At 64.1% G+C, this 24,660-nt stretch carries 25 protein-coding genes; 8 read left to right on the top strand and 17 right to left on the bottom strand.

Features of this window, described 5'->3' with window-relative positions:
- Nucleotides 1-54: 54 nt before the first annotated feature.
- The 4 genes from ACOCG7_RS18350 to ACOCG7_RS18335 form a co-directional block, all read right to left on the bottom strand.
- Nucleotides 55-843 (bottom strand): TatD family hydrolase, encoded by a 789-nt coding sequence (locus ACOCG7_RS18350; RefSeq protein ID WP_073427567.1) that lies wholly within the window; start codon nt 841-843, stop codon nt 55-57.
- A 105-nt stretch (nt 844-948) separates the two neighbouring features.
- Nucleotides 949-1,692, bottom strand: coding sequence for a lipoprotein-releasing ABC transporter ATP-binding protein LolD (lolD, locus tag ACOCG7_RS18345; protein ID WP_073427566.1), 744 nt, complete (start codon nt 1,690-1,692; stop codon nt 949-951).
- Nucleotides 1,685-2,938 carry a lipoprotein-releasing ABC transporter permease subunit gene (locus ACOCG7_RS18340; protein WP_073427565.1) on the bottom strand — a complete coding sequence of 418 codons (1,254 nt, stop codon included), beginning with the start codon at nt 2,936-2,938 and terminating at the stop codon, nt 1,685-1,687. The genes lolD and ACOCG7_RS18340 overlap by 8 nt, the downstream gene beginning before the upstream one ends.
- 320 nt (nt 2,939-3,258) lie before the next feature.
- A complete protein-coding gene (locus ACOCG7_RS18335) occupies nt 3,259-3,606 on the bottom strand; it encodes a hypothetical protein (RefSeq protein ID WP_073427564.1) in 348 nt (115 codons plus the stop codon).
- A gap of 52 nt (nt 3,607-3,658) precedes the next feature.
- Between ACOCG7_RS18335 and ACOCG7_RS18330 the strand changes: the two genes are divergently transcribed.
- The 5 genes from ACOCG7_RS18330 (at nt 3,659) to ACOCG7_RS18310 (ending at nt 10,532) form a co-directional block, all read left to right on the top strand.
- The gene (locus ACOCG7_RS18330) at nt 3,659-4,789 is read left to right on the top strand and encodes a regulator (RefSeq protein WP_244744340.1); all 1,131 of its coding nucleotides are present in this window, start codon (nt 3,659-3,661) and stop codon (nt 4,787-4,789) included.
- A gap of 28 nt (nt 4,790-4,817) precedes the next feature.
- Complete coding sequence (gene recJ / locus ACOCG7_RS18325) at nt 4,818-6,524, top strand: single-stranded-DNA-specific exonuclease RecJ (RefSeq protein WP_073427562.1); 1,707 nt, start codon at nt 4,818-4,820, stop codon at nt 6,522-6,524.
- Nucleotides 6,525-6,670: 146 nt separating this feature from the next.
- Nucleotides 6,671-7,775, top strand: a protein-coding gene (gene prfB / locus ACOCG7_RS18320; RefSeq protein WP_114162214.1) for a peptide chain release factor 2 whose coding sequence is annotated in 2 segments (ribosomal slippage) — nt 6,671-6,751 and nt 6,753-7,775 — 1,104 coding nt in all. Because the reading frame shifts where the segments join, the coding sequence is not laid out codon by codon here.
- A 124-nt stretch (nt 7,776-7,899) separates the two neighbouring features.
- Nucleotides 7,900-9,456, top strand: a complete 1,557-nt coding sequence (gene lysS / locus ACOCG7_RS18315) for a lysine--tRNA ligase (protein ID WP_235004813.1) — start codon at nt 7,900-7,902, stop codon at nt 9,454-9,456.
- 326 nt (nt 9,457-9,782) lie between these two features.
- Nucleotides 9,783-10,532 carry a glycine zipper 2TM domain-containing protein gene (locus tag ACOCG7_RS18310; protein ID WP_114162213.1) on the top strand — a complete coding sequence of 250 codons (750 nt, stop codon included), beginning with the start codon at nt 9,783-9,785 and terminating at the stop codon, nt 10,530-10,532.
- 130 nt (nt 10,533-10,662) lie between these two features.
- Here ACOCG7_RS18310 and iscX read toward each other — a convergent pair whose 3' ends face one another.
- The 10 genes from iscX to ACOCG7_RS18260 all read right to left on the bottom strand — a co-directional run bounded on the left by iscX (nt 10,663) and on the right by ACOCG7_RS18260 (nt 17,848).
- On the bottom strand, nt 10,663-10,860 hold the full coding sequence (iscX, locus tag ACOCG7_RS18305) for a Fe-S cluster assembly protein IscX (protein WP_007181290.1): 198 nt from the start codon (nt 10,858-10,860) through the stop codon (nt 10,663-10,665).
- A 15-nt stretch (nt 10,861-10,875) separates the two neighbouring features.
- On the bottom strand, nt 10,876-11,217 hold the full coding sequence (fdx, locus tag ACOCG7_RS18300) for an ISC system 2Fe-2S type ferredoxin (RefSeq protein WP_073427560.1): 342 nt from the start codon (nt 11,215-11,217) through the stop codon (nt 10,876-10,878).
- A gap of 142 nt (nt 11,218-11,359) precedes the next feature.
- Nucleotides 11,360-13,231 (bottom strand): Fe-S protein assembly chaperone HscA, encoded by a 1,872-nt coding sequence (gene hscA / locus ACOCG7_RS18295; RefSeq protein WP_073427559.1) that lies wholly within the window; start codon nt 13,229-13,231, stop codon nt 11,360-11,362.
- A 111-nt stretch (nt 13,232-13,342) separates the two neighbouring features.
- Nucleotides 13,343-13,870, bottom strand: a complete 528-nt coding sequence (gene hscB, locus ACOCG7_RS18290; protein WP_073427558.1) for a Fe-S protein assembly co-chaperone HscB — start codon at nt 13,868-13,870, stop codon at nt 13,343-13,345.
- A 115-nt stretch (nt 13,871-13,985) separates the two neighbouring features.
- The gene (gene iscA / locus ACOCG7_RS18285) at nt 13,986-14,309 is read right to left on the bottom strand and encodes an iron-sulfur cluster assembly protein IscA (RefSeq protein WP_073427557.1); all 324 of its coding nucleotides are present in this window, start codon (nt 14,307-14,309) and stop codon (nt 13,986-13,988) included.
- A gap of 166 nt (nt 14,310-14,475) precedes the next feature.
- Nucleotides 14,476-14,892 carry a Fe-S cluster assembly scaffold IscU gene (gene iscU / locus ACOCG7_RS18280; RefSeq protein ID WP_073427556.1) on the bottom strand — a complete coding sequence of 139 codons (417 nt, stop codon included), beginning with the start codon at nt 14,890-14,892 and terminating at the stop codon, nt 14,476-14,478.
- A gap of 64 nt (nt 14,893-14,956) precedes the next feature.
- Entirely contained in the window at nt 14,957-16,180 is a 1,224-nt protein-coding gene (locus ACOCG7_RS18275; protein ID WP_073427555.1) for an IscS subfamily cysteine desulfurase, read from the bottom strand.
- 94 nt (nt 16,181-16,274) lie between these two features.
- Nucleotides 16,275-16,805, bottom strand: coding sequence for a Fe-S cluster assembly transcriptional regulator IscR (gene iscR, locus ACOCG7_RS18270; protein ID WP_073427554.1), 531 nt, complete (start codon nt 16,803-16,805; stop codon nt 16,275-16,277).
- A 131-nt stretch (nt 16,806-16,936) separates the two neighbouring features.
- Nucleotides 16,937-17,434, bottom strand: a complete 498-nt coding sequence (locus ACOCG7_RS18265) for a low molecular weight protein-tyrosine-phosphatase (RefSeq protein WP_073427553.1) — start codon at nt 17,432-17,434, stop codon at nt 16,937-16,939.
- Between the two features lie 174 nt (nt 17,435-17,608).
- Entirely contained in the window at nt 17,609-17,848 is a 240-nt protein-coding gene (locus tag ACOCG7_RS18260; RefSeq protein ID WP_073427552.1) for a hypothetical protein, read from the bottom strand.
- Between the two features lie 268 nt (nt 17,849-18,116).
- Between ACOCG7_RS18260 and ACOCG7_RS18255 the strand changes: the two genes are divergently transcribed.
- Nucleotides 18,117-18,617 (top strand): hypothetical protein, encoded by a 501-nt coding sequence (locus ACOCG7_RS18255; protein WP_073427551.1) that lies wholly within the window; start codon nt 18,117-18,119, stop codon nt 18,615-18,617.
- A gap of 180 nt (nt 18,618-18,797) precedes the next feature.
- Here ACOCG7_RS18255 and ACOCG7_RS18250 read toward each other — a convergent pair whose 3' ends face one another.
- On the bottom strand, nt 18,798-20,213 hold the full coding sequence (locus ACOCG7_RS18250; RefSeq protein ID WP_244744341.1) for a lactate utilization protein B: 1,416 nt from the start codon (nt 20,211-20,213) through the stop codon (nt 18,798-18,800).
- A gap of 81 nt (nt 20,214-20,294) precedes the next feature.
- The gene (locus tag ACOCG7_RS18245) at nt 20,295-21,017 is read right to left on the bottom strand and encodes a (Fe-S)-binding protein (RefSeq protein ID WP_114162207.1); all 723 of its coding nucleotides are present in this window, start codon (nt 21,015-21,017) and stop codon (nt 20,295-20,297) included.
- Nucleotides 21,018-21,197: 180 nt separating this feature from the next.
- Here ACOCG7_RS18245 and ACOCG7_RS18240 point away from each other — a divergent pair, with 180 nt between their 5' ends.
- On the top strand, nt 21,198-22,001 hold the full coding sequence (locus tag ACOCG7_RS18240) for an IclR family transcriptional regulator (protein ID WP_073427548.1): 804 nt from the start codon (nt 21,198-21,200) through the stop codon (nt 21,999-22,001).
- Nucleotides 22,002-22,103: 102 nt separating this feature from the next.
- On the opposite strand, the gene pbpG is transcribed toward ACOCG7_RS18240, so the two are convergent.
- A complete protein-coding gene (pbpG, locus tag ACOCG7_RS18235; RefSeq protein WP_114162206.1) occupies nt 22,104-23,282 on the bottom strand; it encodes a D-alanyl-D-alanine endopeptidase in 1,179 nt (392 codons plus the stop codon).
- A gap of 712 nt (nt 23,283-23,994) precedes the next feature.
- On the opposite strand from pbpG, the gene ACOCG7_RS18230 reads away from it, so the two are divergent.
- On the top strand, nt 23,995-24,570 hold the full coding sequence (locus tag ACOCG7_RS18230) for a phasin family protein (protein ID WP_083083351.1): 576 nt from the start codon (nt 23,995-23,997) through the stop codon (nt 24,568-24,570).
- The last annotated feature ends 90 nt before the right edge of the window (nt 24,571-24,660 follow it).

The raw sequence follows: 24,660 nt of genomic DNA, 5'->3' as shown, positions 1-24,660 counted from the left end.
GCCCGCCGGGCGTGAGCGGCGCCCGGCGCGAATGACTCAAACCATCGAGTTCGATTATGCAGAGGAAAGCGCGAGCCGCGGCAGTGCGGCGAGCGCGTTAGCCGTTGTGCCTAGGGCGGCTTCGTCCGCGGTCATGCCGCGCAGTTGCGCGAGGCCCGCGCCGATGCCCGGAATCTGCTCCGGCGTGTTGCGCTGCTTGTACATCCAGGAAGGCGCGATGTCCGGCGCGTCGGTCTCGACGACCAGCGCGTCGAACGGCAATTGCTCGGCGAGGCGGCGAATCTGCCGCGCCCGCTCGAAAGTCAGATTGCCGCCGAAGCCGAGATGCATGCCCTGGTCGATATACGCCTGAGCCTGCTGAAAACTGCCGTTGAACGCATGCGCGATGCCGCGGTGAACCTGATGCCGCCGCAGCCCCTTGATCACCTGGTCCTGTGACTTACGCACGTGGCAGATCACCGGCAGATCGAATTCGCGCGCGAGTTGCAGTTGGCCGTTATAGAAGAATTGCTGGCGCGCGTCGTCGAGACCCTCGACGAAATAATCCAGGCCGATCTCGCCGATGCCGACGAAGCGCGGGTCGTCGAGACTCGCCTCGATTTCCATGCGCAGCAGTTCGAGATCGCGCTCCTGCGCGGACGGCGTGAAAAGCGGATGAATGCCGAGCGCGTAGGCGCCGCCGTCGACCCGGTGCGCCAGTTCACGCACCGTCGCGAAGTTCTCGCGGCCGATCGCCGGAATCACGATGCGCCCCACACCCGCATCGCGCGCCGCCGCCGCGACCTGGTCGCGGTCGGCGTCGAATTCGGAAGCGTCGAGATGGCAGTGCGTATCGATCCACATGGCGTGCCTTGCTAGTGGTGGGGTATCAGCTCACGTTGCGCGGGGCATCGATCCCCGCATCGATCCCCGCATCGATCCCATCATCGATCAGCGCCTTCACGGCGATCACACCGGCACCGGCGGCTCTTCGTGAAGCACGCCGTCGCGCAGGCGCATGATGCGGTCGCAACGTCCGGCCAATTCAGGATCATGCGTGACGATCACGAAACTGGTGTCGAGCGTTTGCGACAGTTCGAGCATCAGGTTGAACACGATGTCGGCGGTGCTGCCGTCGAGATTGCCGGTCGGCTCATCCGCCAGCACGCACGCGGGCTTCGTGACCAGCGCGCGCGCGATCGCCACCCGCTGGCGCTCGCCGCCCGACAGCTCGCCCGGACGATGCTTCGCGCGATGCCCCATGCCGACGCGCTCCAGCACCGTGAGCGCTTCGCGGCGCGACGCCTCGGTGGTCATGCGGCGAATCCGCAGCGGCATCGCGACGTTGTCGAGCGCGGAAAACTCCGGCAGCAGATGGTGGAACTGATACACGAAGCCGAGCGCGCGATTGCGCAGGTCGTTGCGTTCGCGCTCGGAGAGCCGGGTGAACGGCTTGCCCATCACCGAGACGTGGCCGGCGCTCGGATCGTCGAGGCCGCCGAGCACATGCAGCAGCGTGCTCTTGCCCGAACCCGACGCGCCGACGATCGCGAGTTTCTCGCCGCGCCGCACGCTCAGTTCGGCGTTGTTGAGCACCTGCACGTTCAGCCCGCCCTGCACGAACGACTTGGAAATGCCGGTTGCTTCCAGCACGTAGGGATGCGGCGCGCTTTCCTGAGAGGTCATGGGTAACGTAGCGGAACGGTCATTCATAGCGCAGCGCCTCCGCGGGACGGACTTTCGCACCGCGCCAGCTCGGGTAAAGCGTCGCCAGCGCCGACATCGCGAAGGCGATGATGCCGATGCGCGCGACGTCGGCCGGAATCAGCTCGGACGGCAGTTCGCTGATGAAATACACCGACGGCGGCAGGAACTGCACGCCGATCAGATGCTCGATCATCGGCACCAGCCACGGAATGCTCCACGCGATCAGGCAGCCGAGCGCGACGCCGGTTGCCGTGCCGACGAAGCCGATCGTCACGCCCTGCACCACGAAGATCTTCATGATCGAACCTGGCTGCGCGCCGAGCGTGCGCAGAATCGCGATGTCGGCCTGCTTGTTGGTCACCGTCATCACCAGCGACGACACGAGGTTGAACGCCGCCACCGCGATGATCAGCGTGAGGATGATGAACATCATGCGTTTTTCGATCTGCACCGCCGAGAACCAGGTCTTGTTCTGCTGGGTCCAGTCGCGGATGTACAGGTCGCCGGACAGACTGCGCGCGAGTTGATGCGCGACTTCCGGCGCGCGCTGCATGTCGGTCAGGCGCAGCCGCACGCCGGTCGGCGCGGGCAGGCGGAACAGCGCCTGCGCGTCCTTGATGTTGATCAGCGCGAGCGTGCTGTCGTATTCGTAATGCCCCGACTCGAAGATGCCCACCACCGTGAACTGCTTCAGGCGCGGCAGCATGCCGGCCGGCGTGATCGTGCCTTCGGGCGCGACCAGCGTGATCTTGTCGTTGACCTGCACGCCGAGATTGGTGGCGAGGTCCGCGCCCAGCACGATGCCGAAGTCGCCCGGCACGAGGTCGGTCAGCTTGCCGCCCTTCATCTCGCGGCCGATGTCGGACACCTGCGGCTCGAGCGTGGGTTCGACGCCGCGCAGCGCCACGCCGCTCACGGCGTCCTGGCGCGTGAGCAGCGCCTGCGCCTCGACATAAGGCGCCGCGCCGATCACTTCCTTGTTCTGGCGAGCTTCCTGGGCGGTCAATTGCCAGTTGGGCATCGAGCCGGTCGGCGAAAAGATCTCGACGTGCGCGAGCACCGACAGCATGCGGTCACGCACCTCTTTCTGGAAACCGTTCATCACGGACAACACGACGATCAGCGCCGCGACGCCAAGCGCGATGCCCGACATCGAAACGAGCGCGATGAAGGAAATGAAGCCGTTGCCGGTCGTGCGTTTGCCGGCGCGGGTGTAGCGCCAGCCAATCTGCCATTCGTAGGGAAATTTCAAGCGAATCCTTTTCTGCGTTCTTCGGCTGCTCTTGAGCGTTTTGCTGCGCGATGACGGCGGCCAGCCGCGATATGACGACGGTCATGCTTGCGGCATGAGCGCCGTGATCATTGGTGTCGCGGCACCCGCGATGGTTCCGGTATGACGTTCCGGCGTCCGGGCAAAGCTCGCGCCTCCGACGCCCGCCCACCGACGCCGCACCGCCGCCAATCAAGCGCGAAGTTTGCCATACAATGCCGCCGATTCGCGCAAACGGCTTGCGAGCGGGACGCTCGCCGGCGGCGGCCCCCCGCCGCCCCCCCGCGACGCCGCCGCGCACGCTAACTCAGGTTGTAGCGCCCCCTCAGATCATTGATGAGCGCGGCCGCCTGATTCGCCGCCGCGTCGCGCAGCTCGGCGTCCTTGCGGTCGCGATGCAGGTGAGTGATGTCCCAGTTGCAGCCGGTTTCGTCCTCGACGGTCTCGTGAAAGCCGGTCGGAATCCAACCGGCCGTGGCCGGATTGGCATCGAGCGCCTTGACGACGAGTGCGAGCAGTTCCTGCTCGGTTTTCAGTTCACGCGACATGCCGGTCTCCTGCGTCATGTGCGCGGTGCCGCCGCGCGCGGCTTGCTGGTATCGGCGCGGCCCTCGCATGGCGCCGGAAAGTGTCGATACGGTCCGCGGCATGGTTCGTGTCGGGTCCGCGTTTGGTCTGAATAGTCGCACTCTTTGCCCTACAATGCGCAGCATCATGCACTCCGACCGCCTTCATCTCCTCCTGCCCTTCGCGCTGCCCGCCGCCGCGGACGCCTCCACCGCCTTACATGACATCCAGAGCCCGGCCCTCGACCGGCTGATTGCGCGCGCCACGCTGGTCGAACGGGTGATCGGCGAGGACTTTCAGCGCACGCTGCCGCATGAACGGTGGGTGGCGCGCCAGTTCGGCGCACTGCCGAGCGGCGCGGCCGCCGCCGACGAGGCGCCGCTTGCGCCCTACATGCTGCGCGCCGACGGCGGCGAGCCCGGCAACGCGACGTGGGCGTGCGTACAACCGGTGCATGTGCGGATCGCGCATGACCATCTGGTGCTGATCGATCCCGCCTCGCTGGAGTTGTCCGATGAAGAAGCCGGCGCGCTGCTCGCGGTCGCCCGGCCGCTGATCGAGGAACTCGGCGTGCGCATCGAGGCGCCCAAACCCACGCGCTGGTATTTGTCCGGCGAAGGCTTCGGCACGCTGGCGGGCGCGTCGCCGTTGCGCGCGAGCGGCCGCAACATCGAAATCTGGCTGCCGCACGAGGCGCATTCCGGCGAGCGCTCGCGCGCGTGGATGAAGCTGCAAAACGAAGTGCAGATGGCGTGGTTCGAGCATCCGGTCAATGAAGCGCGCGAGGCGCGCGGCCTGCCGGCCGTCAACTCGATCTGGTTTCATGCGCAAGGCGCGGCGCAACCGGTGCGCAGTCCGTTCGCGCGGGTGTTCTCCGACGCGGCCGCGACACGCGGTCTCGCGATGACCGCCGGTGTGCAGACCGACGCGCCGCCGGCTTCGTTCGGCGCGCTGTCCGCCGCCGTCAACGGCACGTTGGGGAGCACGAGCCATGCCGCGAGCAACGCCGAACCCACCACGCTGGTCGAACTCGATCCGTTCTCCGCGCCGTACATCCAGCAGGACTGGGCGCGCTGGAACGACGCCTTCGCCGCGTTGCAAAGCGACTGGTTCGAACCGGCGCTCGACGCGCTGCAATCCGGCCGGCTCGGCGAACTCGGCCTGACCTTGTGCGGCGACACCGGCTCGGTGACGCTCTCGGTCACGCGCGGCGACCTGCGCAAATTCTGGCGGCGGCGCGTGCTCGCCTCGCTTTTCATCGAATGATTGATCGCCTGATCCACGGCCTTTCCGAATGACTCGAATCGTTACGCGCGCCTCGTCTCCCGTCGACGCCGAAATTCTCATCCGTCACGGCCTGCATCCGGTGCTCGCGCGCCTGTACGCCGCGCGCGGCGTGTGCATGCCGGACGAAATCGAAACCGGTCTCGCGCGCCTCGTGGCGCCCGCCGGACTCAAGGGCTGCGAGGACGCCGCCGCGCTGCTCGCCGACGCGATCGAGGGCAAGCGCCGCATGCTGGTGGTCGCCGACTACGACTGCGACGGCGCCACCGCGTGCGCGGTCGCGGTGCGCGGCCTGCGCATGTTCGGCGGCCGGATCGACTATCTGGTGCCGAACCGCTTCGAATACGGTTACGGCCTCACGCCCGAGATCGTCGCGCTGGCCGCGAGGAACGCGTCCGGCAAGCCGGATCTGCTGATCACGGTCGACAACGGCATCGCCAGCGTCGACGGCGTGGAGGCGGCCAACGCGCTCGGCATCGATGTGCTCGTCACCGATCACCATCTGCCCGGCGACGAACTGCCCGCGGCCCGCGCGATCGTCAATCCCAATCAGCCGGGCTGCACGTTTCCGAGCAAGTGCATCGCGGGCGTCGGCGTGATGTTTTACGTGCTGCTGGCGTTGCGCGCCGAATTGCGCCGCCGCGGCGCGTTCAACGACCTGCATCCCGAGCCGCGTCTGGACGGCCTGCTCGATCTGGTCGCGCTCGGCACGGTCGCGGACGTCGTCAAGCTCGACGGCAATAACCGCGTGCTGGTCGCGCAAGGCTTGCAGCGCATCCGCAAAGGCAAGATGCAGCCGGGCATCGCCGCCCTCTTTCGCGCCGCCGCGCGCGACGCGCGCAGCGCGTCGGGTTTCGATCTGGGCTTTGCGCTCGGCCCGCGGCTGAATGCGGCCGGCCGTCTGTCCGACATGTCGCTCGGCATCGAATGCCTGACCACCGACGACATCGGCCGCGCATGGGACCTCGCGCAGCAACTGGACGCGATGAACCGCGAACGCCGCGAGATCGAAGCCGGCATGCAGCAGCAGGCGCTCGACGATCTTTCCACGATCGACCCCGACGGCGCGACCACCATCACGCTGTTCAATCCGGCGTGGCACCAGGGCGTGATCGGCATCGTCGCCGGGCGCCTGAAGGAAAAATTCCACCGCCCCTCGTTCACGTTCGCGCTCGCCGACGACAGCGGCCAGCTCGTCAAGGGCTCGGGCCGTTCGATCGCGGGCTTTCATCTGCGCGACGCGCTCGATCTGATCTCGAAGCGCGAGCCCGGCCTGATCGTCAAGTTCGGCGGCCACGCGATGGCCGCGGGCCTGACGCTCGCCGCCGCCGACGTGCCGCGTTTCACCGCCGCGTTCGAGGCGGTCGGCCGCGAATGGCTCTCCGAGGAGGCGCTGTCGCGCACCATCGAGACCGACGGCGAACTCGAGGACGCCTACTTCACGCCGCAATTCGTCGAAATGCTCGACGCCGCCGTGTGGGGCCAGGGCTTCCCGGCGCCGGTGTTTTCCGGCGAATTCGACATCGCGTCCCAGGCGCTGGTGAAGGACAAGCATCTGAAGCTGCAACTCGTGCGCGGCCGCCAGCGCTTCAACGCGATCTGGTTCAACCACACCGACACGCTGCCCGCGCGCACCACCGTCGCCTATCGCCTCGCGAGCGACACATGGAACGGCGTGTCGCGGGTGCAATTGATCGTCGAGCACGCGGCAAGCTAGTCGCGCGGCGCTCGACCGGCATGCGCGGCGGCGCCAAAACCACTGCAAAATCAACCCGGAACGCGCGCCGGATCGCGCGCGAGCGCCCGGCGCGGCGCGCCGATCGGCTATAATTTCCCCTTTTTACGAAGCCACAAAAGATCGACATGGAAGCGGAACGTCTCAACGCGATCGAAGCCTCTCTGGCGGACCTGCGCACGCGCGCGGCCGACCTACGGGGGTATCTTTGACTACGACGACAAGTCTCGTCGCCTGATCGAAGTCAACCGGGAACTCGAAGACCCGGACGTCTGGAACGACTCGAAGCACGCCCAGGCCCTTGGCCGGGAAAAGAAACTGCTCGACGACGTGGTCGGCAAACTCACCTCGCTCGACAACGACCTGCGCGACGCCCAGGACCTGTTCGACATGGCCCGCGAGGAAGGCGACGATGAAACCCTGATCGCCTGCGAAACGGACGCGCAAGGGCTCGAACAGCGCGTCGCCGACATGGAATTCCGCCGGATGTTCGCGAATCCGGCCGACCCGAACAACGCCTTCCTCGACATTCAGGCCGGCGCCGGCGGCACCGAAGCGTGCGACTGGGCGTCGATGCTGCTGCGCCAGTACCTGCGCTACTGCGAGCGCAAGGGCTTCAAGACCGAAGTGCTGGAACAGACCGAGGGCGACGTCGCGGGCATCAAGAACGCGACCATCAAGATCGAAGGCGAATACGCGTATGGCTTTCTGCGCACCGAAACCGGCGTGCACCGCCTCGTGCGCAAGTCGCCGTTCGATTCGTCGGGCGGGCGTCATACGTCGTTCTCGTCCGTGTTCGTGTACCCGGAAGTCGACGATTCGATCGAAGTCGACATCAATCCGGCCGATCTGCGCATCGACACCTACCGCGCGTCCGGCGCGGGCGGTCAGCACATCAACAAGACCGACTCCGCGGTGCGTATCACGCACATGCCGTCGGGCATCGTCGTGCAGTGCCAGAACGACCGTTCGCAGCACCGCAACCGCGCCGAAGCCATGGCCATGCTGAAATCGCGCCTGTACGAAGCGGAAATCCGCAAGCGTCAGGCCGAGCAGGACAAGCTCGAAGCCGGCAAGACCGATGTGGGCTGGGGTCATCAGATCCGCTCGTACGTGCTGGACAACAGCCGTATCAAGGATCTGCGCACCAACGTCGAAATCAGCAATACCAAGAGCGTGCTCGACGGCGACCTCGATCCGTTCATCAGCGCCAGCCTGAAACAGGGCGTCTAAAGCGCAACCGGCGCGGCATGCATCGCATTGCCGCGCCGCATCTTTTTAACGCCTGTTCGTCGACGTACTCGCAGGCCACCCGCGCGAGATTCATCCGATGCGGGCCACCGAATACCAGATCATCATGACCGAATCGACCCAGCGTAATGTGGCGCAGCCTAATGCGGCCCAACCGAACGTCGTGCCCGAGTTGGACGACAACAAGATCATCGCCGAGCGCCGCGAAAAGCTGCGCGAACTGCGCGAGCACGGCGTCGCCTATCCGAACGACTTCCGTCCCACGCATCACGCGGACGATCTGCAATCGCAGTACGAGCACGCGGACAAGGAAGCGCTCGAGGCCAACCCGCTCGAAGTCGCGATCGCCGGCCGCATGATGCTCAAGCGCGTGATGGGCAAGGCGAGCTTCGCCACCGTGCGCGACGGTTCGGGTCAGATCCAGTTCTTCATCACGCCGGCCGACGTCGGCCAGGAAACGTACGACGCCTTCAAGAAGTGGGACATGGGCGACATCGTCGCGGCGCGCGGCGTGCTGTTCCGCACCAACAAGGGCGAGCTCTCGGTGCGTTGCACGAACCTGCGTCTGCTGTCGAAGTCGCTGCGTCCGCTGCCGGACAAATTCCACGGTCTGTCGGATCAGGAGATGAAGTACCGCCAGCGCTACGTCGACCTGATCGTCACGCCGGAAACGCGCAAGACGTTCGTCGCACGCACCAAGGCGATCTCGTCGATCCGCAAGTTCATGGCCGACGCGGATTTCATGGAAGTCGAAACGCCGATGCTGCACCCGATTCCGGGCGGCGCGGCGGCCAAGCCGTTCACCACGCACCACAACGCGCTCGACATGCAGATGTTCCTGCGCATCGCGCCCGAACTGTATCTGAAGCGGCTGGTGGTCGGCGGCTTCGAGCGCGTGTTCGAGATCAACCGGAATTTCCGCAACGAGGGCGTCTCGGTGCGCCACAATCCGGAATTCACGATGATCGAGTTCTACGCGGCGTACACCGATTACACGTGGGTGATGGACTTCACCGAGCAGTTGATCCGCCAGGCGGCGATCGACGCATTGGGCACCGCCACGATCACCTATCAGGGCCGCGAGCTCGATCTCGCCAAGCCGTTCCACCGGCTGACGATCACGCAGGCGATCCAGAAGTACGCGCCGCAATACACGAACGAGCAACTCGCCGACAGCGCATTCCTGCGTACCGAGTTGAAGAAGTTCGGCGTGGACGCGTCGCAGCCGCAGTTCCTCAATGCCGGCGTGGGTTCGCTGCAACTGGCGCTGTTCGAGGAAACCGCCGAGTCGCAATTGTGGGAGCCGACGTACATCATCGACTACCCGGTCGAGGTGTCGCCCCTCGCGCGCGCGTCGGACAAGGTGCCCGGCATCACCGAGCGTTTCGAGCTGTTCATCACGGGCCGTGAGATCGCCAATGGCTTCTCGGAACTGAACGATCCGGAAGACCAGGCCGCCCGCTTCAAGAAGCAGGTCGACCAGAAAGAGGCCGGCGACGAAGAAGCGATGTTCTACGACGCCGACTACATCCGCGCACTCGAATACGGCATGCCGCCGGCCGGCGGTTGCGGCATCGGCATCGACCGCCTGGTGATGATGCTGACCGACAGCCCGAGCATCCGCGACGTGATTCTGTTTCCGCATCTGCGCCGCGAGGATTGATCGTTGCGCGGCCTTGCATCAAGTGCAACGCCCGGCTCGATTGAACTGACGCCGGGCGTTTTTCTTGCGGCGCGCAAAAAGCCGGTAGGCCGCCGTTGATGGTTGTAACCATCGGTAAAAGGCCCGCCCCGACGACCACGCCGTGTTCTCAGCAACTGTTGCGAGCCTTGAAGGAATCCGCACACCCTGCCGCGCAGCGCGAGCTTCGATGCAGTCAGTCCGGGATGATTGCCTCCAACATGTTACAAATTGAAACCCTCGCGGGATCGATTTGCCCCGACACTCAGTCTCAATAACAGTCGACTCTGCTTAAGACGGAGGCCAGTATGGACAGTCCAGATTCCAAATCCACGCAACCACGCCGTATCCATCCGCTCGTCGCGACAGCCGCGGGCGCGGTCATCATTGCCAGTCTCGTGGCGACAGCGGCCATGACAGGGCTCTTTCCCAAAGCCTCGAGCAACGGCGCGCAAACCGACCAGACGCAAACCGCCCAGGTGGCGACGCAGCCGAACGTAATCGACTCTGCCGCACCGGCGAATCCATCGGCGCAGCAGTCAGCGCAACAGTCAGCGCAACAAGGCGCGCCGCAGAACGCTCAGCAAGCCGCTCAACAACAGGCTGAACAGCAGCCGCAACGCGCCCCTGCTCCGGCGCCCGCCCAGCAACAGTACGCGCAGCAGCAACAAGCGCAGGCGGCGCCGCAATATGCGCAACAGCAGCAGCAGCCGCGCTCGGCTTACTGCTCCACGTGCGGCACGGTGGTCGCTATTTCGGCGGTGCGTCAGGAAGGCCACGGCACCGGTATCGGCGCGGTCGGCGGCGCGGTGGCCGGCGGCGTGGTCGGCAATCAGTTCGGCAGCGGCAACGGCCGTACCGCGATGACCTTGCTCGGCGCGCTGGGCGGCGGTCTCGCGGGCAACTCGGTCGAAAAGCACATCCGCAGCACGACTTCCTATTCGGTGCGAGTGCGGATGGAAAACGGCAAGACGCGCTACTTTACGTACAATGAAGCCCCGCCGTTCCAGCAAGGTCAGCGTGTGCGCGTTGAAAACGGCACGCTCGTGGCGGGCTGAGCGTTGGCGGCAGCCTGTGGGGCTGCGATATTGCGGCAGGCAGGCTTTAAAAAAGGCGATTCCGATGATGGAATCGCCTTTTTCCTTGCCGCGGCCGCCGCGCCAGTCATCGCGCGACGGCGGCGAAAACTCAGTAATCCGCGTCTTCAATCCATGCAGCCTGAATCGCTTCGAGGATCTTCTCGTTCGACCGGTTGGGATCGTCGTCGAACCCCTCCAGTTCGGTGACCCAGCGGTGCAAGTCGGTGAAGCGCACCTGCTGCGGGTCGATGTCCTGGTGCTTGTCAGTCAGGGCCATCGCGATGTCTTGCGTATCGGTCCACTTCATGGCTGCATCCTCCTGTTAGTGGTTTTCCTTCGCGTGATTGATCGAGTAGCGCGGGATTTCGACAACCAGATCCTGCTCTTCAGGCACGATCGCCTGGCACGACAGACGCGAGGCCGGCTCGAGCCCCCACGCCTTGTCCAACAGATCGTCCTCGTCTTCCTCGGACGGCGTCAAGGCGGCGAAACCCTCACGCACGATCACGTGACAGGTCGTGCACGCGCACGACTTCTCGCAAGCATGCTCGATTTCGATGCCGTTATCGAGCAGGTTGTCGCAGATGCTCTTGCCGGGCACGGCATCGATCACCGCGCCTTCCGGGCACAGTTCGACGTGAGGCAGCACAACGATTTGAGGCATACATTTTCCGTTTGGGTCTGAGGCACGGTCGGCGCAACAGCCTACGTACCATTTTACTGGCGGCACGCGGACTTTTTAAGTCCGCGCGGCGCGCTTCGGTTTGGGTTAGCGGGCTTCGCGGCCCGCGTGCCGCCGGCGCGACTCAGATCTCGTCGAGCTTGCGGCCGGCGAGCGCGCGGCGAATGCCCTTGTTCATGCGGCGCGCGGCGAATTCGTCAGTGCCCTCGGCGAGCGTTTTCGTCGCGGCTTCGATCGCGTCGACGTCGTCGCTTTGCTCGACGTTGCGCAGCGCGTTCAACAGCGCGTCGAGTTCGGCGCGTTCGCTGTCGTCGAGCAATTCGGCGTCGGCGGCGAGCGCCGCGTCGGTCGCTTCCACGAGACGCCGCGCTTCGACCTGCGCCTCGCGCAGCGCGCGGGCGCGCATGTCGACTTCGGCGGTCGAGAAACTGTCTTCGAGCATTCTGGCGATGTCGTCGTCGGCGAGACCGTAGGACGGCTTCACCACCACCGACGCTTCCACGCCCGAGGCCAGCTCGCGTGCGAACACGGACAGCAGACCGTCGGCGTCGACCTGATACGTGACGCGGATGCGCGCCGCGCCGGCCGCCATCGGCGGAATGCCGCGCAGCTCGAAACGCGCGAGCGAGCGGCAATCGCTGACGAGCTCGCGCTCGCCTTGCACGACGTGGATCGCCATCGCCGTCTGGCCGTCCTTGAAGGTCGTGAAATCCTGCGCGCGCGCGACCGGAATGGTCGAATTGCGCGGGATGATCTTCTCGGTCAGACCGCCCATCGTCTCCACGCCGAGCGACAGCGGGATCACGTCGAGCAGCAGCCAGTCGTCGCCGTCCGCGCCGCGGTTGCCCGCGAGCAGATCGGCCTGGATCGCCGCGCCGAGCGCGACGACCTGATCCGGGTCGAGATTGATGAGCGGCGGCTGGCCGAAAAACGACTCGACCGCGCGGCGGATCACCGGCATGCGCGTCGCGCCGCCGACCAGCACGACGCCCTTGATGTCCTTCGTCGTGACCCTGGCGTCGCGCAGCGCTTTCTTCGTGGGCCCGAGCGTGCGCTGCACCAGCGCCTGCGTGATGGCCTCGAAAGTGGCTTCCTCGATCGTCAGATCGATCCGGGCGCCGTTCGAGAGCGTCGCCTGTAGCTTTGCACTCGGCGCGTCCGACAACGCCTCCTTGGTCACGCGCACGCTGTCGAGCAGCAGGCGAACGTCTTCAGGCGCGAGCGTTTGCGGGGCAATGCCCGCCTGCTCCAGCACATGGCGATACAACATGTGATCGAAATCGTCGCCGCCGAGCGCGGAATCGCCGCCCGCCGCGAGCACTTCGAACACGCCCTTCGTGAGCTTCAGAATCGACAGGTCGAAGGTGCCGCCGCCGAGGTCGTACACCGCGTACAGGCCTTCGGAGCCGTTGTCGAGGCCGTAGGCGATCGCGGCCGCCGTCGGCTCGTTCAGCAGACGCAGCACGTTCAGGCCCGCGAGGCGAGCGGCGTCCTTGGTCGCCTGGCGCTGCGCCTCATCGAAGTAAGCGGGCACCGTGATGACCGCGCCGACCAGTTCGTCGCCGAGCGTGTCCTCGGCGCGCTGGCGCAGCGTGGCGAGAATTTCCGCCGACACTTCCACCGGGCTTTTCACGCCGTCGACGGTACGGATCTGCACCATGCCTGGGGCGTCGATGAAATCGTAGGGCGCGTTCTCGGCGCCCTCGACTTCCGCCTTGCCCCGGCCCATGAAGCGCTTGACCGACACGATCGTGTTGCGCGGGTCGGTGGCCGCTTCAGCCTTGGCCGCCCGGCCGATGCGGCGACCGCCCTTTTCGAGGTAACGCACCACCGACGGCAGCAGCACATGGCCGTCGTCGTCGGGCAGCACGTCGGGCACGCCGCTGCGCACGGCGGCGACGAGGGAATTGGTGGTGCCGAGGTCGATACCGACCGCCAGGCGCCGCTGATGAGGCGCCGGCGCCATGCCGGGTTCGGAGATTTGCAGTAAGGCCATCTGGATCTTCTCGGGGCCGCTTCGCCCCGTCCTGAATTTTCGCGTTGCTGGATATAAAGCTATGGCTGTTCCGGCTGCGTTCTGGCGCGGCGTTGGCTCGCGCCCGGATCGCTAGTGTTCGAGCCGCTCGATCTGCGCGTCGATTTCCGACGCTACCCGCTCGATGAACATCAACTGCCGCACCGCCTCGCCCGCCGCCTGATTCGCGCCGCTGTCGAGCAATGCGCCGAGCTTGGTGAAACGCATGCGCTCTTCGTCGCGCAGTTCGGTCAGCAGGGCGTCGAGCGCGTCGACGTTTTTCGCCGCGGCCGCGTCCTCGATGCCTTCGCGCCACTCCATCTGCTGCATCAGGAACGACGGCTCCATCGCCGTATTGTTCTCCGCGCCGACGTCGATGCCGCGCAGATGCAGCAGGTAAGTAGCGCGCTTGAGCGGATCGCGCAGCGTCTGATACGCCTCGTTGGTGCGCGTCGCCCACTGCATGGCGATGCGCTTTTGCGCGTCGCCGGCCGCCGCGAAGCGGTCGGGATGCACCTGGGCCTGCACGGTGCGGTAGGCGTGATCGAGCGTCGTTGCGTCGAGCGCGAATTGCGCCGGCAGACCGAACAGGTCGAAGTGGCTGTCGTTCAGCGAGGCCATCGGATAGAAGAGGTCCGTTCAGGAAAGCGCACAAGAGTGCCGTCTAAAAACGCGGATGAAACTAAAAAGGCGGCCCGCGCCGCCTTTTGTCCGCCGCACGCGGAAGTGTTCCGGTTTATACCCGGAACGACTCGCCGCAACCGCATTCGTCCTTCACGTTCGGATTGTTGAACTTGAAGCCTTCGTTCAATCCTTCGCGCGCGAAGTCGAGTTCAGTGCCGTCGATATAGGCGAGGCTCTTGGGGTCGACAATGATCTTCACGCCGTTGCATTCGAACACCTGGTCTTCGGGCGCGAGTTCGTCCACGTACTCAAGCTTGTAGGCGAGGCCGGAGCACCCGGTGGTACGCACGCCGAGGCGCAGCCCGACGCCTTTACCGCGGCGGATCAGATACTTCTGGACGTGCTGTGCTGCCTTTTCGGTCAACGTAATTGCCATTGCGTTTCTCATTGCGCAGTGTGCGGGCAGTCCGCGTTTCGTCACTCGGGCTTATCGCCGCGGTAATTCCTCGCGCTGCCACCCTGCCTGCATCAAATATCGCTCATGCCGGGCGGCGCGTTCGTTGCGCCGCCGCTTCCGGCTCACTTCGAATCCCGACGCCCGCTTACGCGGTTTGCTTGTCGCCCTCGACAACCGCAGCAACGCCGTGGCGTTGCTTGTAGTCGGCGACCGCTGCCTTGATCGCGTCTTCCGCGAGGATCGAGCAGTGGATCTTCACCGGCGGCAGCGCGAGTTCTTCAGCGATCTGCGTGTTCTTGATCGACATGGCTTGATCGAGCGTCTTGCCCTTCACCCATTCGGTGACGAGCGAGCTCGACGCAATCGCCGAACCGCAGCCATACGTCTTGAACTTCGCGTCTTCGATGACGCCGTCCGCGCCGACGCGAATCTGCAGCTTCATCACGTCGCCGCAGGCCGGCGCGCCGACCATGCCGGTGCCGACCGCATCGTCGTCCTTCGCGAAGGAACCGACGTTGCGCGGGTTTTCATAGTGGTCCAGTACCTTGTCGCTATAAGCCATGATCACACTCCTTGATTCGTTTCAACCTGCAATTCGATGAATTCGACGTTCACAAACCGGCGCGTCAGTGCGCTGCCCACTGGATGGTCGAGATGTCGATCCCGTCCTGGTGCATTTCCCACAGCGGCGACAGATCGCGCAGCTTCGAAATCTTGGTCTTCAGCAGGTTGATTACATAGTCGACGTCCTGCTCGGTCGTGAAGCGGCCCACCGTGAAGCGGATCGAGCTGTGCGCGAGTTCGTCGTTGCGGCCCAATGCGCGCAGCACGTACGACGGTTCCAGCGAAGCCGACGTGCAAGCCGAGCCCGACGACACCGCGACGTCCTTTACCGCCATGATCAGCGATTCGCCTTCGACGAAATTGAAGCTGATGTTCAGGTTGTGTGGCACACGCTTTTCCATGTCGCCGTTCACATACACTTCTTCCAATTCCGACAGGCCGCGCAACAGACGATCGCGCAGCATGCGAATGCGCTCGTTCTCCGTCGCCATCTCTTCGCGCGCGATACGGAACGCCTCGCCCATGCCGACGATCTGGTGCGTGGCCAGCGTGCCCGAACGCATGCCGCGCTCGTGACCGCCGCCGTGCATTTGCGCCTCGATACGGATACGCGGCTTGCGGCGCACGTACAGCGCGCCGATGCCCTTCGGGCCATAGGTCTTGTGCGCCGAGAACGACATCAGGTCGACCTTCAGCTTTTGCAGATCGATGTCGATCTTGCCGGTGGCTTGCGCGGCGTCGACGTGGAAAATGATGCCTTTTTCACGGCAGATTTCACCGATCGCCTCGATGTCCTGGATCACGCCGATCTCGTTGTTCACCGACATCACCGACACAAGGATCGTGTCCGGACGCAGCGCGGCCTTGAACACGTCGAGGTCGATCAGACCGTCGTCCTTCACATCCAGATACGTGACTTCGAAGCCTTCGCGCTCGAGTTCGCGGCAGGTATCGAGCACGGCCTTGTGCTCGGTCTTCACCGTGACGATGTGCTTGCCCTTGCTCTTGTAGAAGTGCGCGGCGCCCTTGATCGCGAGGTTGTCCGATTCCGTCGCGCCCGAGGTCCAGATGATCTCGCGCGGATCGGCGTTCACCAGCGCGGCCACGTTCTCGCGCGCTTCCTCGACCGCGCGCTCCGCGGTCCAGCCATACGAGTGGCTGCGCGAGGCGGGGTTGCCGAACTGCTCGCGCAGGTACGGAATCATCTTGTCCACCACGCGCGGGTCGACCGGGGTCGTGGCGCTGTAGTCCATGTAAATGGGCAGGTGGGGAATGTCGTTGTTCATGTATCGCTCCGGGGACGTCATATGCTCTGGCTTCTGGATTCTCGATCCGGCTGCGGTGATGCTTCACACCGCGCCACACCGCGCGCTACCGCGCCTAGGAACCGGCCATGTTGAAAACGGAATTGGGCCCTTTCGGCGCCGCGCGAACGGGCTCGACCGCCGGCGCCTCGTTGCGCCGGTCGCGCAACACGGTTGGCACGCCTTCGCGCGCACGCTGCTGGTCGACCAGATCCTTGAGAGAGACGGAATCCAGGTACTCGACCATTTTCTGATTCAGCGTCGACCACAGTTCATGCGTCATGCAATGGCCGTCGTGCTGTTTGGTGCCTTCGCACGAGCCCTTGCCACCGCATTGGGTGGCATCGAGCGGCTCGTCGACCGCGATGATGATGTCGGCCACGGTCACGTCTTCAGCGCGACGGGCCAGATTGTAGCCGCCGCCCGGTCCGCGCACGGACTCGACGATTTCATGGCGACGCAGCTTGCCAAACAGCTGCTCGAGATACGACAGGGAGATATGTTGGCGCTGGCTGATACCCGCAAGCGTCACCGGGCCCTGCTCCTGGCGCAGTGCCAGGTCAATCATCGCCGTGACGGCGAAACGGCCTTTCGTGGTGAGTCTCATATGTGTGGGAACCGCAATTCTCGACAAGTTTGGTCAAGTATAAATACATGAGTGAATTAGTCAAGTATCCCTGTCGCGATTTGGGTCATTTGCTTAATTGCTGGATGCGTCCGGCGCGGCTCCCCGCAGGACTAGGCCGTCAACTGGGGACGCAACGCCGCGATCAGCCCGCGGCACGCCGCTTCGCATTGATCCAGCACTTGCTCGAAACCGTCCGCGCCACCGAAATAGGGATCGGCGACTTCGCGCGTGCCGCTCCAACGGCTGTCCGTCTCGGGGACGAATTCCATCAGCAGTCGGATCTTGTCGCGCTGCTCCGGCGGGCAGATCCGACGCAAGGCCGCGACGTTCTTGTCGTCCATCGCGATCAGCAGATCGAAGCGCTCGAAATCGGCCGGGGTGATCTGGCGTCCGCGCAGCGCTTCCAATTTGTAACCGCGCCGGCCGGCCGCATGTCGCGCACGGTCGTCGGGCGGCGCGCCGATGTGCCAGTCGCCGGTGCCGGCCGAATCGATCAGAATGCGCTCCGCGAGCCTGGCTTCGCCAACGAGGTGGCGCATCACACCTTCCGCGGTCGGTGAACGGCAGATGTTCCCGAGGCAGACGAAGCAGATGGACACGGTTTTCATTAGAGACTTTCAGGCGCTTCGACGCGCAGGAAACGACGGTTGGCGAACGGTGCCGCGATTATACAAAGGCGCGCGGAATCTCGCCGGGCGCCCCGCCGCCTCGGCCAGGCGCTGCTTCTACCGCCGCAGCGCGCGGCATGTTGCTGTTTTATTCGATCGCGTCAGATGTCGCGCTCAGGACGCTTCGGCGAGCGGCGTCGCGGCGACGGCGCGTATCGGCTTTGCCGGCAGCGTCGACGCATCGCCGACCATGCCGTATGAAACAGCGCGCGCGAGTTCCGCGGTCAATTGATCGGCAGCGAGCGGCGCCTGCGGGGCGCGCGAAGCGGCATCGCCGCAAATATGCAGATAGGCGGCCGCGGCAAGCGGCACAACGATGGCGAGCGGCCAGTACACCGATATTGTCTTTTTCATGATGTTGTTTCTTCCGATTGAGGGGCGCGTGAACTCGTGATTCACTATTCCCATCTCGAATCCTATAGAAATTCGCAATCGAGAAAAACCGGCTGGCGCGAGATACAGCGTTGCTATGAATGGAACAGTGAATTGACGGATTCCGCGCACCGCCTCCGCGCGCGGGTTGGCACAAAAAAGAAATCCTTACAAACGCATACAAAGCTCGCATGACGTATCGCGATAATAGCGGTCTCATAGACATGAAACTTTCGCACCGGTCCATCAGATGAAACGCATTGCTTCAATCGTAGGTCTCGCCACCGCTGCGTTGCTGAGCGGCTGCGCGGTATATCCGGACGGCACGCCGATGTACGGCAATGGCTATAGCGGCTATGACGGCTACGCCTATGGCGCGCCGCAGACCAGCGTGTACATGGGCTACGGCAATTACTATGGCCCGGCGTATTACGACGGACCCGGCTACTGGGGAGGCTACCGCGGCTATCCCGATCGCGGTCGACCCTACAACGGTTACCGCGACGGCTACCGCGGCGATAACGGCGGGGGGCGTGGTCAGCCGAACGGCGGAGGGGCTCGCGGCGGGCCGCCGCCACAAGGCGCTGTCGCCGGACCGGGTGGGCCGAGCGGATCGAATGCGGCACGCCCTGGAGCCGGTAGTCCTCCGCCTCCACCTCCGCAACAGGCTGGCAACGGCGGCGGACGGGGTGCCGCGCCGGTGATCAGGGGCGTGCCTGGCCGCCAGTCCGGTGGAATGACCGACCATTGATCCACCCGACGAATCCTGCGGTCGTGCTTGAGCGACAGTGGCCGCTCCGCTCGACACAGCGGCGCATCGCGCGCCGCGCCCGGCCGCGAGCAAAGCCGGGCCAACGGCGCCGGTCGCAAGAGAGCGACGCCGACTCGCGGCTGACAGCCGCTCCCTCGGCAACAAGATCGCGCCGCCTACTCAGCCGATGTGGCTGCGCTGCGCGGCATACAACTCCCTGAAGGTGCGCCCCACCGGCGCCGGCATCTCGCGGGTATGGGTCCAGCCCGCACCGCCTAACGGCAGCCTCGCAATCGAACGAGTTTTCCCGCCCATCCGCTCCAGCACGCGCACGGCCACCTTGGTGAAGAGCGCATAAGCGTCCGGATGCAGCGCGAGGAAACCCCACACCGCCAGCCCCGCACGCTCCTTCCACGGCCGCAGACGCCGCTCCACCTGCTTCTCACGCAGCTTGCGCAACAGATCGGATAAGGGAATTCCCACCGGGCACACGCTATTGCATTCGCCGCATAAGGTCGCTGCCTGCGGCAAATCCAGCGCCTTGTCGATGCCGACGTAGCTCGGTGTCAGGACCGAACCCATCGGGCCGGGATACACCCAACCGTATGCATGGCCGCCCACCTTCTGATAGACCGGGCAATGGTTCATGCACGCGCCGCAGCGGATACAGCGCAGCATCTCCTGGAAATCGCCGCCTATGAGCCCCGTGCGCCCGCCGTCGACCAGCACGACGTACATATGCTCGGGACCATCCTGATCCGCCTCGCCGCGCGGCCCGGTCAGCACCGAAAAATAGTTCGATGTCGCCTGGCCCGTCGCCGAGCGCGGCAGCAGACGCATCGCCGTCGCGAGGTCTTCGAGCGTGGGCAGCACCTTCTCGATACCCGTGACGGCGACATGCACGCGCGGCATCACCGTGCACATGCCCTCGTTGCCCTCGTTCGTGACGAGCACGACCGAGCCGGTTTCCGCCACCACGAAGTTGCCGCCCGTCACGCCCATGTCCGCCGACAGGAAATGCGGACGCAGTACTTCGCGCGCTTCCCGCGTCATATCGGTGATTTCGGTGAGGCGCGGCCGGTTGTGGGTCTTCGCGAACAGATCGGCGATCTCGTCCTTATCCTTATGGACGACCGGCGCGATGATGTGGCTCGGCGGCTCGTTGTCGTTGATCTGCAGAATGTATTCGCCCAGATCGGTTTCGATCGACTGCACGCCCATCTGACCGAGCACCTCGTTCAGGCGCATTTCCTCGGTGACCATCGACTTGGTCTTGATCACCTTCTTCACGTCATGCCGGCGCGCGATGTCGCCGACGAGCCGGGCGGCTTCCTGGGTCGTCTCGGCGAACAGCACCGTGACGCGGCGCCGGGTCGCCTCGCGTTCGAACGTTTCCAGCCACACATCGAGGTTTTCCAGCGCGCGATCGCGGCGCTCCTTCAACGCCGCGCGGGTGGCGGGAAAGTCGATGGCGGTCATGGCCGCGGCGCGGGCCGACACGAATTTGGTCGACAGCTTGGTGAGGTTCTGCTGCAGACGCTGGTCGGCGAGTTTCTGACCCGCGCGAGCCTTGAACTGCATCGATTGGACTTGCATGGCGGCCTTGTGCTTATTCGGAATCGGGCATTCGGATGAGACGTTCGAAATGAAGCGCGCTGAATGAAACGCGGCACGCCTTCACGCGTCGCCGGCGAGCACCTGCGCGATGTGCAACACCCGCGTCGTGGTGTCGCCGGTGCGCCGCAACCGCCCTTCGATATTGAGCATGCAGCCGAGGTCGCCCAGCACCACCGCGCCCGCGCCGCTCGCGCTGATGTTCGCGCATTTTTCGTCGACGATCGCCGTGGAAATATCGCCGTACTTGACCGCGAAGGTGCCGCCGAAACCGCAGCAGTGCTCGCAGCCCTTCATTTCGGTCACCGCCACGCCCACTTGCGCGAGCAGCGCGCGCGGCTGCGTCTTGACGCCGAGCTCACGCAATCCCGAACAGGAATCGTGATAAGTCACCTGCCCCGCGAATTCGCCGGGCTGCAATTGCACCCTGGCCACGTTGACGAGGAAATCGGTCAGCTCGAACACTCTCGGCCGCAAGCGGCCGAAGCGGTTCATCAATTCGGGATCGTCGGCAAAGAGATCGCCGTAGTGCGCGCGGATCATGCCGCCGCACGAGCCGGACGGCACCACGACGTAGTCGAACTGTTCGAACTCACGCAGCGCTTTCTCCGCGAGGTCGCGCGCGATGCGCCGTTCGCCGGAGTTGTATGCGGGCTGCCCGCAGCAGGTTTGCGCGGGAGGCACCACCACCTCGAAACCGGCGCCCTCGATCAGCTTGATGACCGAAAAACCGATCTCCGGACGCATCAGGTCGATCAGGCAGGTGACGAACAATCCGACTCGCATGAGCCCTCCTTCGGGAAAACGTCCCTGATTATCCGCCGTTTGGCGCACAATACCAACGGCCGGAAGGCATAGGACGCGTGCCACGTTAATTTGGAATAGCGCTTCGAACCGCGTTCGCTTTTTTCACGATACGAGATACAATCAGTTTTCCGCTGTTTGACGCGTCAACCGATTCCTCCCATGAGCGATACGAACCCGGATCCCAAAACTTCGATCCAGGTGATCGAACGCATGATGCGCTTGCTCGACGCACTCGCTGCGCATAGCGACCCGGTCAGCCTGAAAGAACTCGCCATCCGCACGGAGCTGCATCCGTCCACCGCGCACCGCATCCTGAACGACATGGTGATGTGCCGGCTGGTCGACCGGTCGGATCCCGGCACCTACCGTCTCGGCATGCGCCTGCTCGAACTGGGCAATCTGGTGAAGGCACGCCTGTCGGTGCGCGACGCGGCGCTCACGCCGATGCGCGAACTGCATCGTCAGACGGGCCAGACAGTGAATCTGTCGGTACGCCAGGGTGACGAGATCGTCTATATCGAACGCGCCTATTCGGAACGCTCCGGCATGCAGGTGGTGCGGGCCATCGGCGGGCGGGCGCCTTTGCATCTCACGTCGGTGGGCAAGCTGTTTCTCGCCGCCGACGAATCCACCCGCGTTCGCGCCTACGCCACCCGCACGGGTTTGTCGGGTCACACGCAAAACAGCATCACCGACCTGACCAAGCTGGAGCGCGAGCTTTCGCACGTGCGTCAGCAGGCCTGCGCGCGCGATAACGAGGAACTGGAATTGGGCGTGCGCTGCATCGCCGCCGGCATTTACGACGACACCGGCAAGCTGGTCGCGGGTCTGTCGCTGTCGGCACCGGCCGACCGTTTGCAGGACTCGTGGCTCGGCCAGCTCAGTCAAACGGCGCTGATGATTTCGGAGTCGCTCGGCTACCGGCCGCAAGCCTCGCAAGATCATACGCATAGCCACGCGTAAGCCGTCGGCAGCTTAAGTCGCTGCCGCACAAAAAAGCCTCGCAAGTGCGAGGCTTTTTCGTTGGAGGCGCCAGTGTGCAAACCGGCCGCCGAAGGAAGCATTTCAGGTGCCGGCGCCGCCGGCGTCCGCGCTCGTGATGCGCGGCTGGTCGCCGCCGTTATCCAGCCATGTGCGCAGACGCGTGGCGTCCGCGAAGCGCGAGTATTTGCCCGACGAGTCGAGCAGCACGAGGACCATCGGACGGCCATGAATGGTCGCCTGCATGACGAGGCACTCACCCGCCTCATTGATGAAACCGGTCTTTTGCAGACCAATGTCCCACGTCGGATTGCGCACCAGCGCATTCGTGCTGTTGTACGCGAGCGAACGCTTGCCGGTGTAGACCTCGTAGCTGTGATCGGTCGAGAACTTGCGGATCAGCGGATACTGATACGCCGCGTTGACCATCTTCACCAGGTCGCGCGCGCTCGACACATTCTGGCTTGTCAAACCCGTGGCGTTCTCGAAGTGCGTGTCGGTCATGCCGAGTTGCCTCGCCTTCGCGTTCATTGCCGCAAGAAACGCCGGGCGGCCGCCGGGGAAATAACGCGACAGCGCTGCGGCCGCGCGGTTTTCCGACGCCATCAGCGCGATATGCAGCATGTCTTCACGCGAGAGCACCGAACCCACCGACAGGCGCGAGCCGGTGTTTTTCTCGTAGTCGCGGTCTTCGTCGGTGACTTCCAGCTGGTCGCTCATGGACTCTTTCGAATCCAGGACCACCATCGCGGTCATCAGCTTGGTGATCGACGCAATCGGCACCACGGCGCGCGAGTTCTTGTCGAAGAGCGGTTCGCCGGTGTTCTGATCGATCACGTAGGCGACGCTCGAGCGCAGCATCAACGCGTCCGGCGTTTCGTGCAGACCAAAAGCCTGGCCGACCGTCGGCTGACGCGGCTCATAGGCGACGCGGCGCACCGCCGAATGGTGGCGACCATTCGACGTGTACGTTACGCGCTTACGCTTGACGCTTGCGCGCGGCGTGTCGTCGTCGGCGGCAACGGCCTTGACGGTCGCGCCTTTGCCGGCCTTCGACGACTTGCTCGACACCTTGGCGGCTGCCGGCTTTTTGGCCGTTTTGGCTTGTTTGGATGTTTTTGCGGTTGCAGCAGGCGTGGCGGCAAAAGCGCTCACAGGCGCGGCGAACGCCGCCGTGATGACCATGGAGACGGCCACCGACAGAGCGGTGCTGCGGGCCGCGCCGCGGATCACTTTTAGCGACGAAAACATGTCGGTTTTCATGGGTGTTCGGTAGGGAGCGGCGAGAGGTTTCCGCAAGTGTAGTAAAACAACGAAAAATTAGCAATTTGAAGCACTTATACGCGGTCCTTAAACCGGCTTGTAAGATCCGATCGCCAAAACACAAATAAGTGCCACGCCTCGATCGAAAAAAACGATCGCCGACGCGTTGCTTCGCCGTTGCCGCCATCCACGGAAAGGGATGCTTCTTACAGCATAACGGCAAACGCGGAAACAACCTTAATAGGGGAAGTACGGTCACAGCGCCGATGCACAACGCTTCTGCGAAACGCAAGGGAACAACGCCGGATCTTGCGACAAGCTGTTAAACGCTTGCTGGAGACGCCAACGCGCATTCGACTAGCACCAAGCATTAACGTTCCATGAGACCTTCTGGTTTACGTCGGATGGACGAAACCACGAAAAGCCCCGTGACGCGGCAATCATTACCGATTTCGACTGGCACCAGTGGGGTGCAAATGTCAAATCGACCTGGTCATACTGCGGCCATGCTTCGCGCATAAGTTCTTGTTTTATCAGCAACTTCTTAAGATTGTGCGACGCACAAAAAGTGCTTGACATTCGTGACAGGCATCCTAAAATAGCAACCATTGCTGCGATGCACAAAACATCGCGGTCCAGGCAGACGATCTAACGTCTCGCCACCAACCCAATGCGGTCCGCACAGACAGACCGCAATCCAGGAGCGTAAACCATGACTCTGCTGACCCCTGAGCAATTCGCCGCCGCCCAGAAAGCCAACTTTGAAACGCTGTTCGGCCTTACGACCAAGGCATTCGAAGGCGTCGAAAAGCTGGTTGAGCTGAACCTGCAAGTCGTGAAATCGACGCTCGCGGAAAGCCAGGAAAATGCTCAACGCGCGCTGTCGGTGAAAGACGCGCAGGAATTGCTGGCCCTGCAAGCAAGCCTTGCACAGCCGGTGGCTGAAAAGGCGCTGTCGTATGGCCGCCACGTGTATGAAATCGTCTCGGCAACCCAAGGTGAATTCGCCCGCGTCGCTGAAGCGCAATTCGAAGAGCAAAACCGCAAGGTGCAGTCGCTCGTCGAAAACGTCGCGAAGAATGCGCCGGCTGGTTCGGAAACCGCTGTCGCCGTGATGAAGTCGGCTATCACTGCCGCCAACACCACGTACGAAACGGTCCACAAGGCGACCAAGCAAGCCGTCGAAATCGCCGAAAGCAACTTCAATGCTGCCGCCACGGCCGCATCGAAGGCAGCTTCGCAAGCCGCTGCGCAAGCATCGCGCTCGTCGGCCAAGAAGGCAGTTTAAGTTTCATCAGGCATCGCCATCACGCCGGTCCAGCTCACCCGTTGGGCCGGCGCTACTCCAGGCAACAGCGTCGAGCGGTTGCCGCTCGCC

Origin of the sequence: Paraburkholderia sp. DD10 (assembly GCF_049177125.1) — a bacterium.
Taxonomy (GTDB): Bacteria; Pseudomonadota; Gammaproteobacteria; order Burkholderiales; family Burkholderiaceae; genus Paraburkholderia; species Paraburkholderia terricola.
This window is presented reverse-complemented; position numbering and strand designations above follow the sequence as displayed.

Excerpts from the sequence above, each read along its gene's own strand:
- ACOCG7_RS18350 (WP_073427567.1), bottom strand. The coding sequence starts at position 843 with ATGTGGATCGATACGCACTGCCATCTCGACGCTTCCGAATTCGACGCC.
- lolD (WP_073427566.1), bottom strand. The coding sequence starts at position 1,692 with ATGAATGACCGTTCCGCTACGTTACCCATGACCTCTCAGGAAAGCGCG.
- ACOCG7_RS18335 (WP_073427564.1), bottom strand. The coding sequence starts at position 3,606 with ATGCCGCGGACCGTATCGACACTTTCCGGCGCCATGCGAGGGCCGCGC.
- ACOCG7_RS18330 (WP_244744340.1), top strand. The coding sequence starts at position 3,659 with ATGCGCAGCATCATGCACTCCGACCGCCTTCATCTCCTCCTGCCCTTC.
- recJ (WP_073427562.1), top strand. The coding sequence starts at position 4,818 with ATGACTCGAATCGTTACGCGCGCCTCGTCTCCCGTCGACGCCGAAATT.
- lysS (WP_235004813.1), top strand. The coding sequence starts at position 7,900 with ATGACCGAATCGACCCAGCGTAATGTGGCGCAGCCTAATGCGGCCCAA.
- ACOCG7_RS18310 (WP_114162213.1), top strand. The coding sequence starts at position 9,783 with ATGGACAGTCCAGATTCCAAATCCACGCAACCACGCCGTATCCATCCG.
- iscX (WP_007181290.1), bottom strand. The coding sequence starts at position 10,860 with ATGAAGTGGACCGATACGCAAGACATCGCGATGGCCCTGACTGACAAG.
- fdx (WP_073427560.1), bottom strand. The coding sequence starts at position 11,217 with ATGCCTCAAATCGTTGTGCTGCCTCACGTCGAACTGTGCCCGGAAGGC.
- hscA (WP_073427559.1), bottom strand. The coding sequence starts at position 13,231 with ATGGCCTTACTGCAAATCTCCGAACCCGGCATGGCGCCGGCGCCTCAT.
- hscB (WP_073427558.1), bottom strand. The coding sequence starts at position 13,870 with ATGGCCTCGCTGAACGACAGCCACTTCGACCTGTTCGGTCTGCCGGCG.
- iscA (WP_073427557.1), bottom strand. The coding sequence starts at position 14,309 with ATGGCAATTACGTTGACCGAAAAGGCAGCACAGCACGTCCAGAAGTAT.
- iscU (WP_073427556.1), bottom strand. The coding sequence starts at position 14,892 with ATGGCTTATAGCGACAAGGTACTGGACCACTATGAAAACCCGCGCAAC.
- ACOCG7_RS18275 (WP_073427555.1), bottom strand. The coding sequence starts at position 16,180 with ATGAACAACGACATTCCCCACCTGCCCATTTACATGGACTACAGCGCC.
- iscR (WP_073427554.1), bottom strand. The coding sequence starts at position 16,805 with ATGAGACTCACCACGAAAGGCCGTTTCGCCGTCACGGCGATGATTGAC.
- ACOCG7_RS18265 (WP_073427553.1), bottom strand. The coding sequence starts at position 17,434 with ATGAAAACCGTGTCCATCTGCTTCGTCTGCCTCGGGAACATCTGCCGT.
- ACOCG7_RS18260 (WP_073427552.1), bottom strand. The coding sequence starts at position 17,848 with ATGAAAAAGACAATATCGGTGTACTGGCCGCTCGCCATCGTTGTGCCG.
- ACOCG7_RS18255 (WP_073427551.1), top strand. The coding sequence starts at position 18,117 with ATGAAACGCATTGCTTCAATCGTAGGTCTCGCCACCGCTGCGTTGCTG.
- ACOCG7_RS18250 (WP_244744341.1), bottom strand. The coding sequence starts at position 20,213 with ATGCAAGTCCAATCGATGCAGTTCAAGGCTCGCGCGGGTCAGAAACTC.
- ACOCG7_RS18245 (WP_114162207.1), bottom strand. The coding sequence starts at position 21,017 with ATGCGAGTCGGATTGTTCGTCACCTGCCTGATCGACCTGATGCGTCCG.
- ACOCG7_RS18240 (WP_073427548.1), top strand. The coding sequence starts at position 21,198 with ATGAGCGATACGAACCCGGATCCCAAAACTTCGATCCAGGTGATCGAA.
- pbpG (WP_114162206.1), bottom strand. The coding sequence starts at position 23,282 with ATGAAAACCGACATGTTTTCGTCGCTAAAAGTGATCCGCGGCGCGGCC.
- ACOCG7_RS18230 (WP_083083351.1), top strand. The coding sequence starts at position 23,995 with ATGACTCTGCTGACCCCTGAGCAATTCGCCGCCGCCCAGAAAGCCAAC.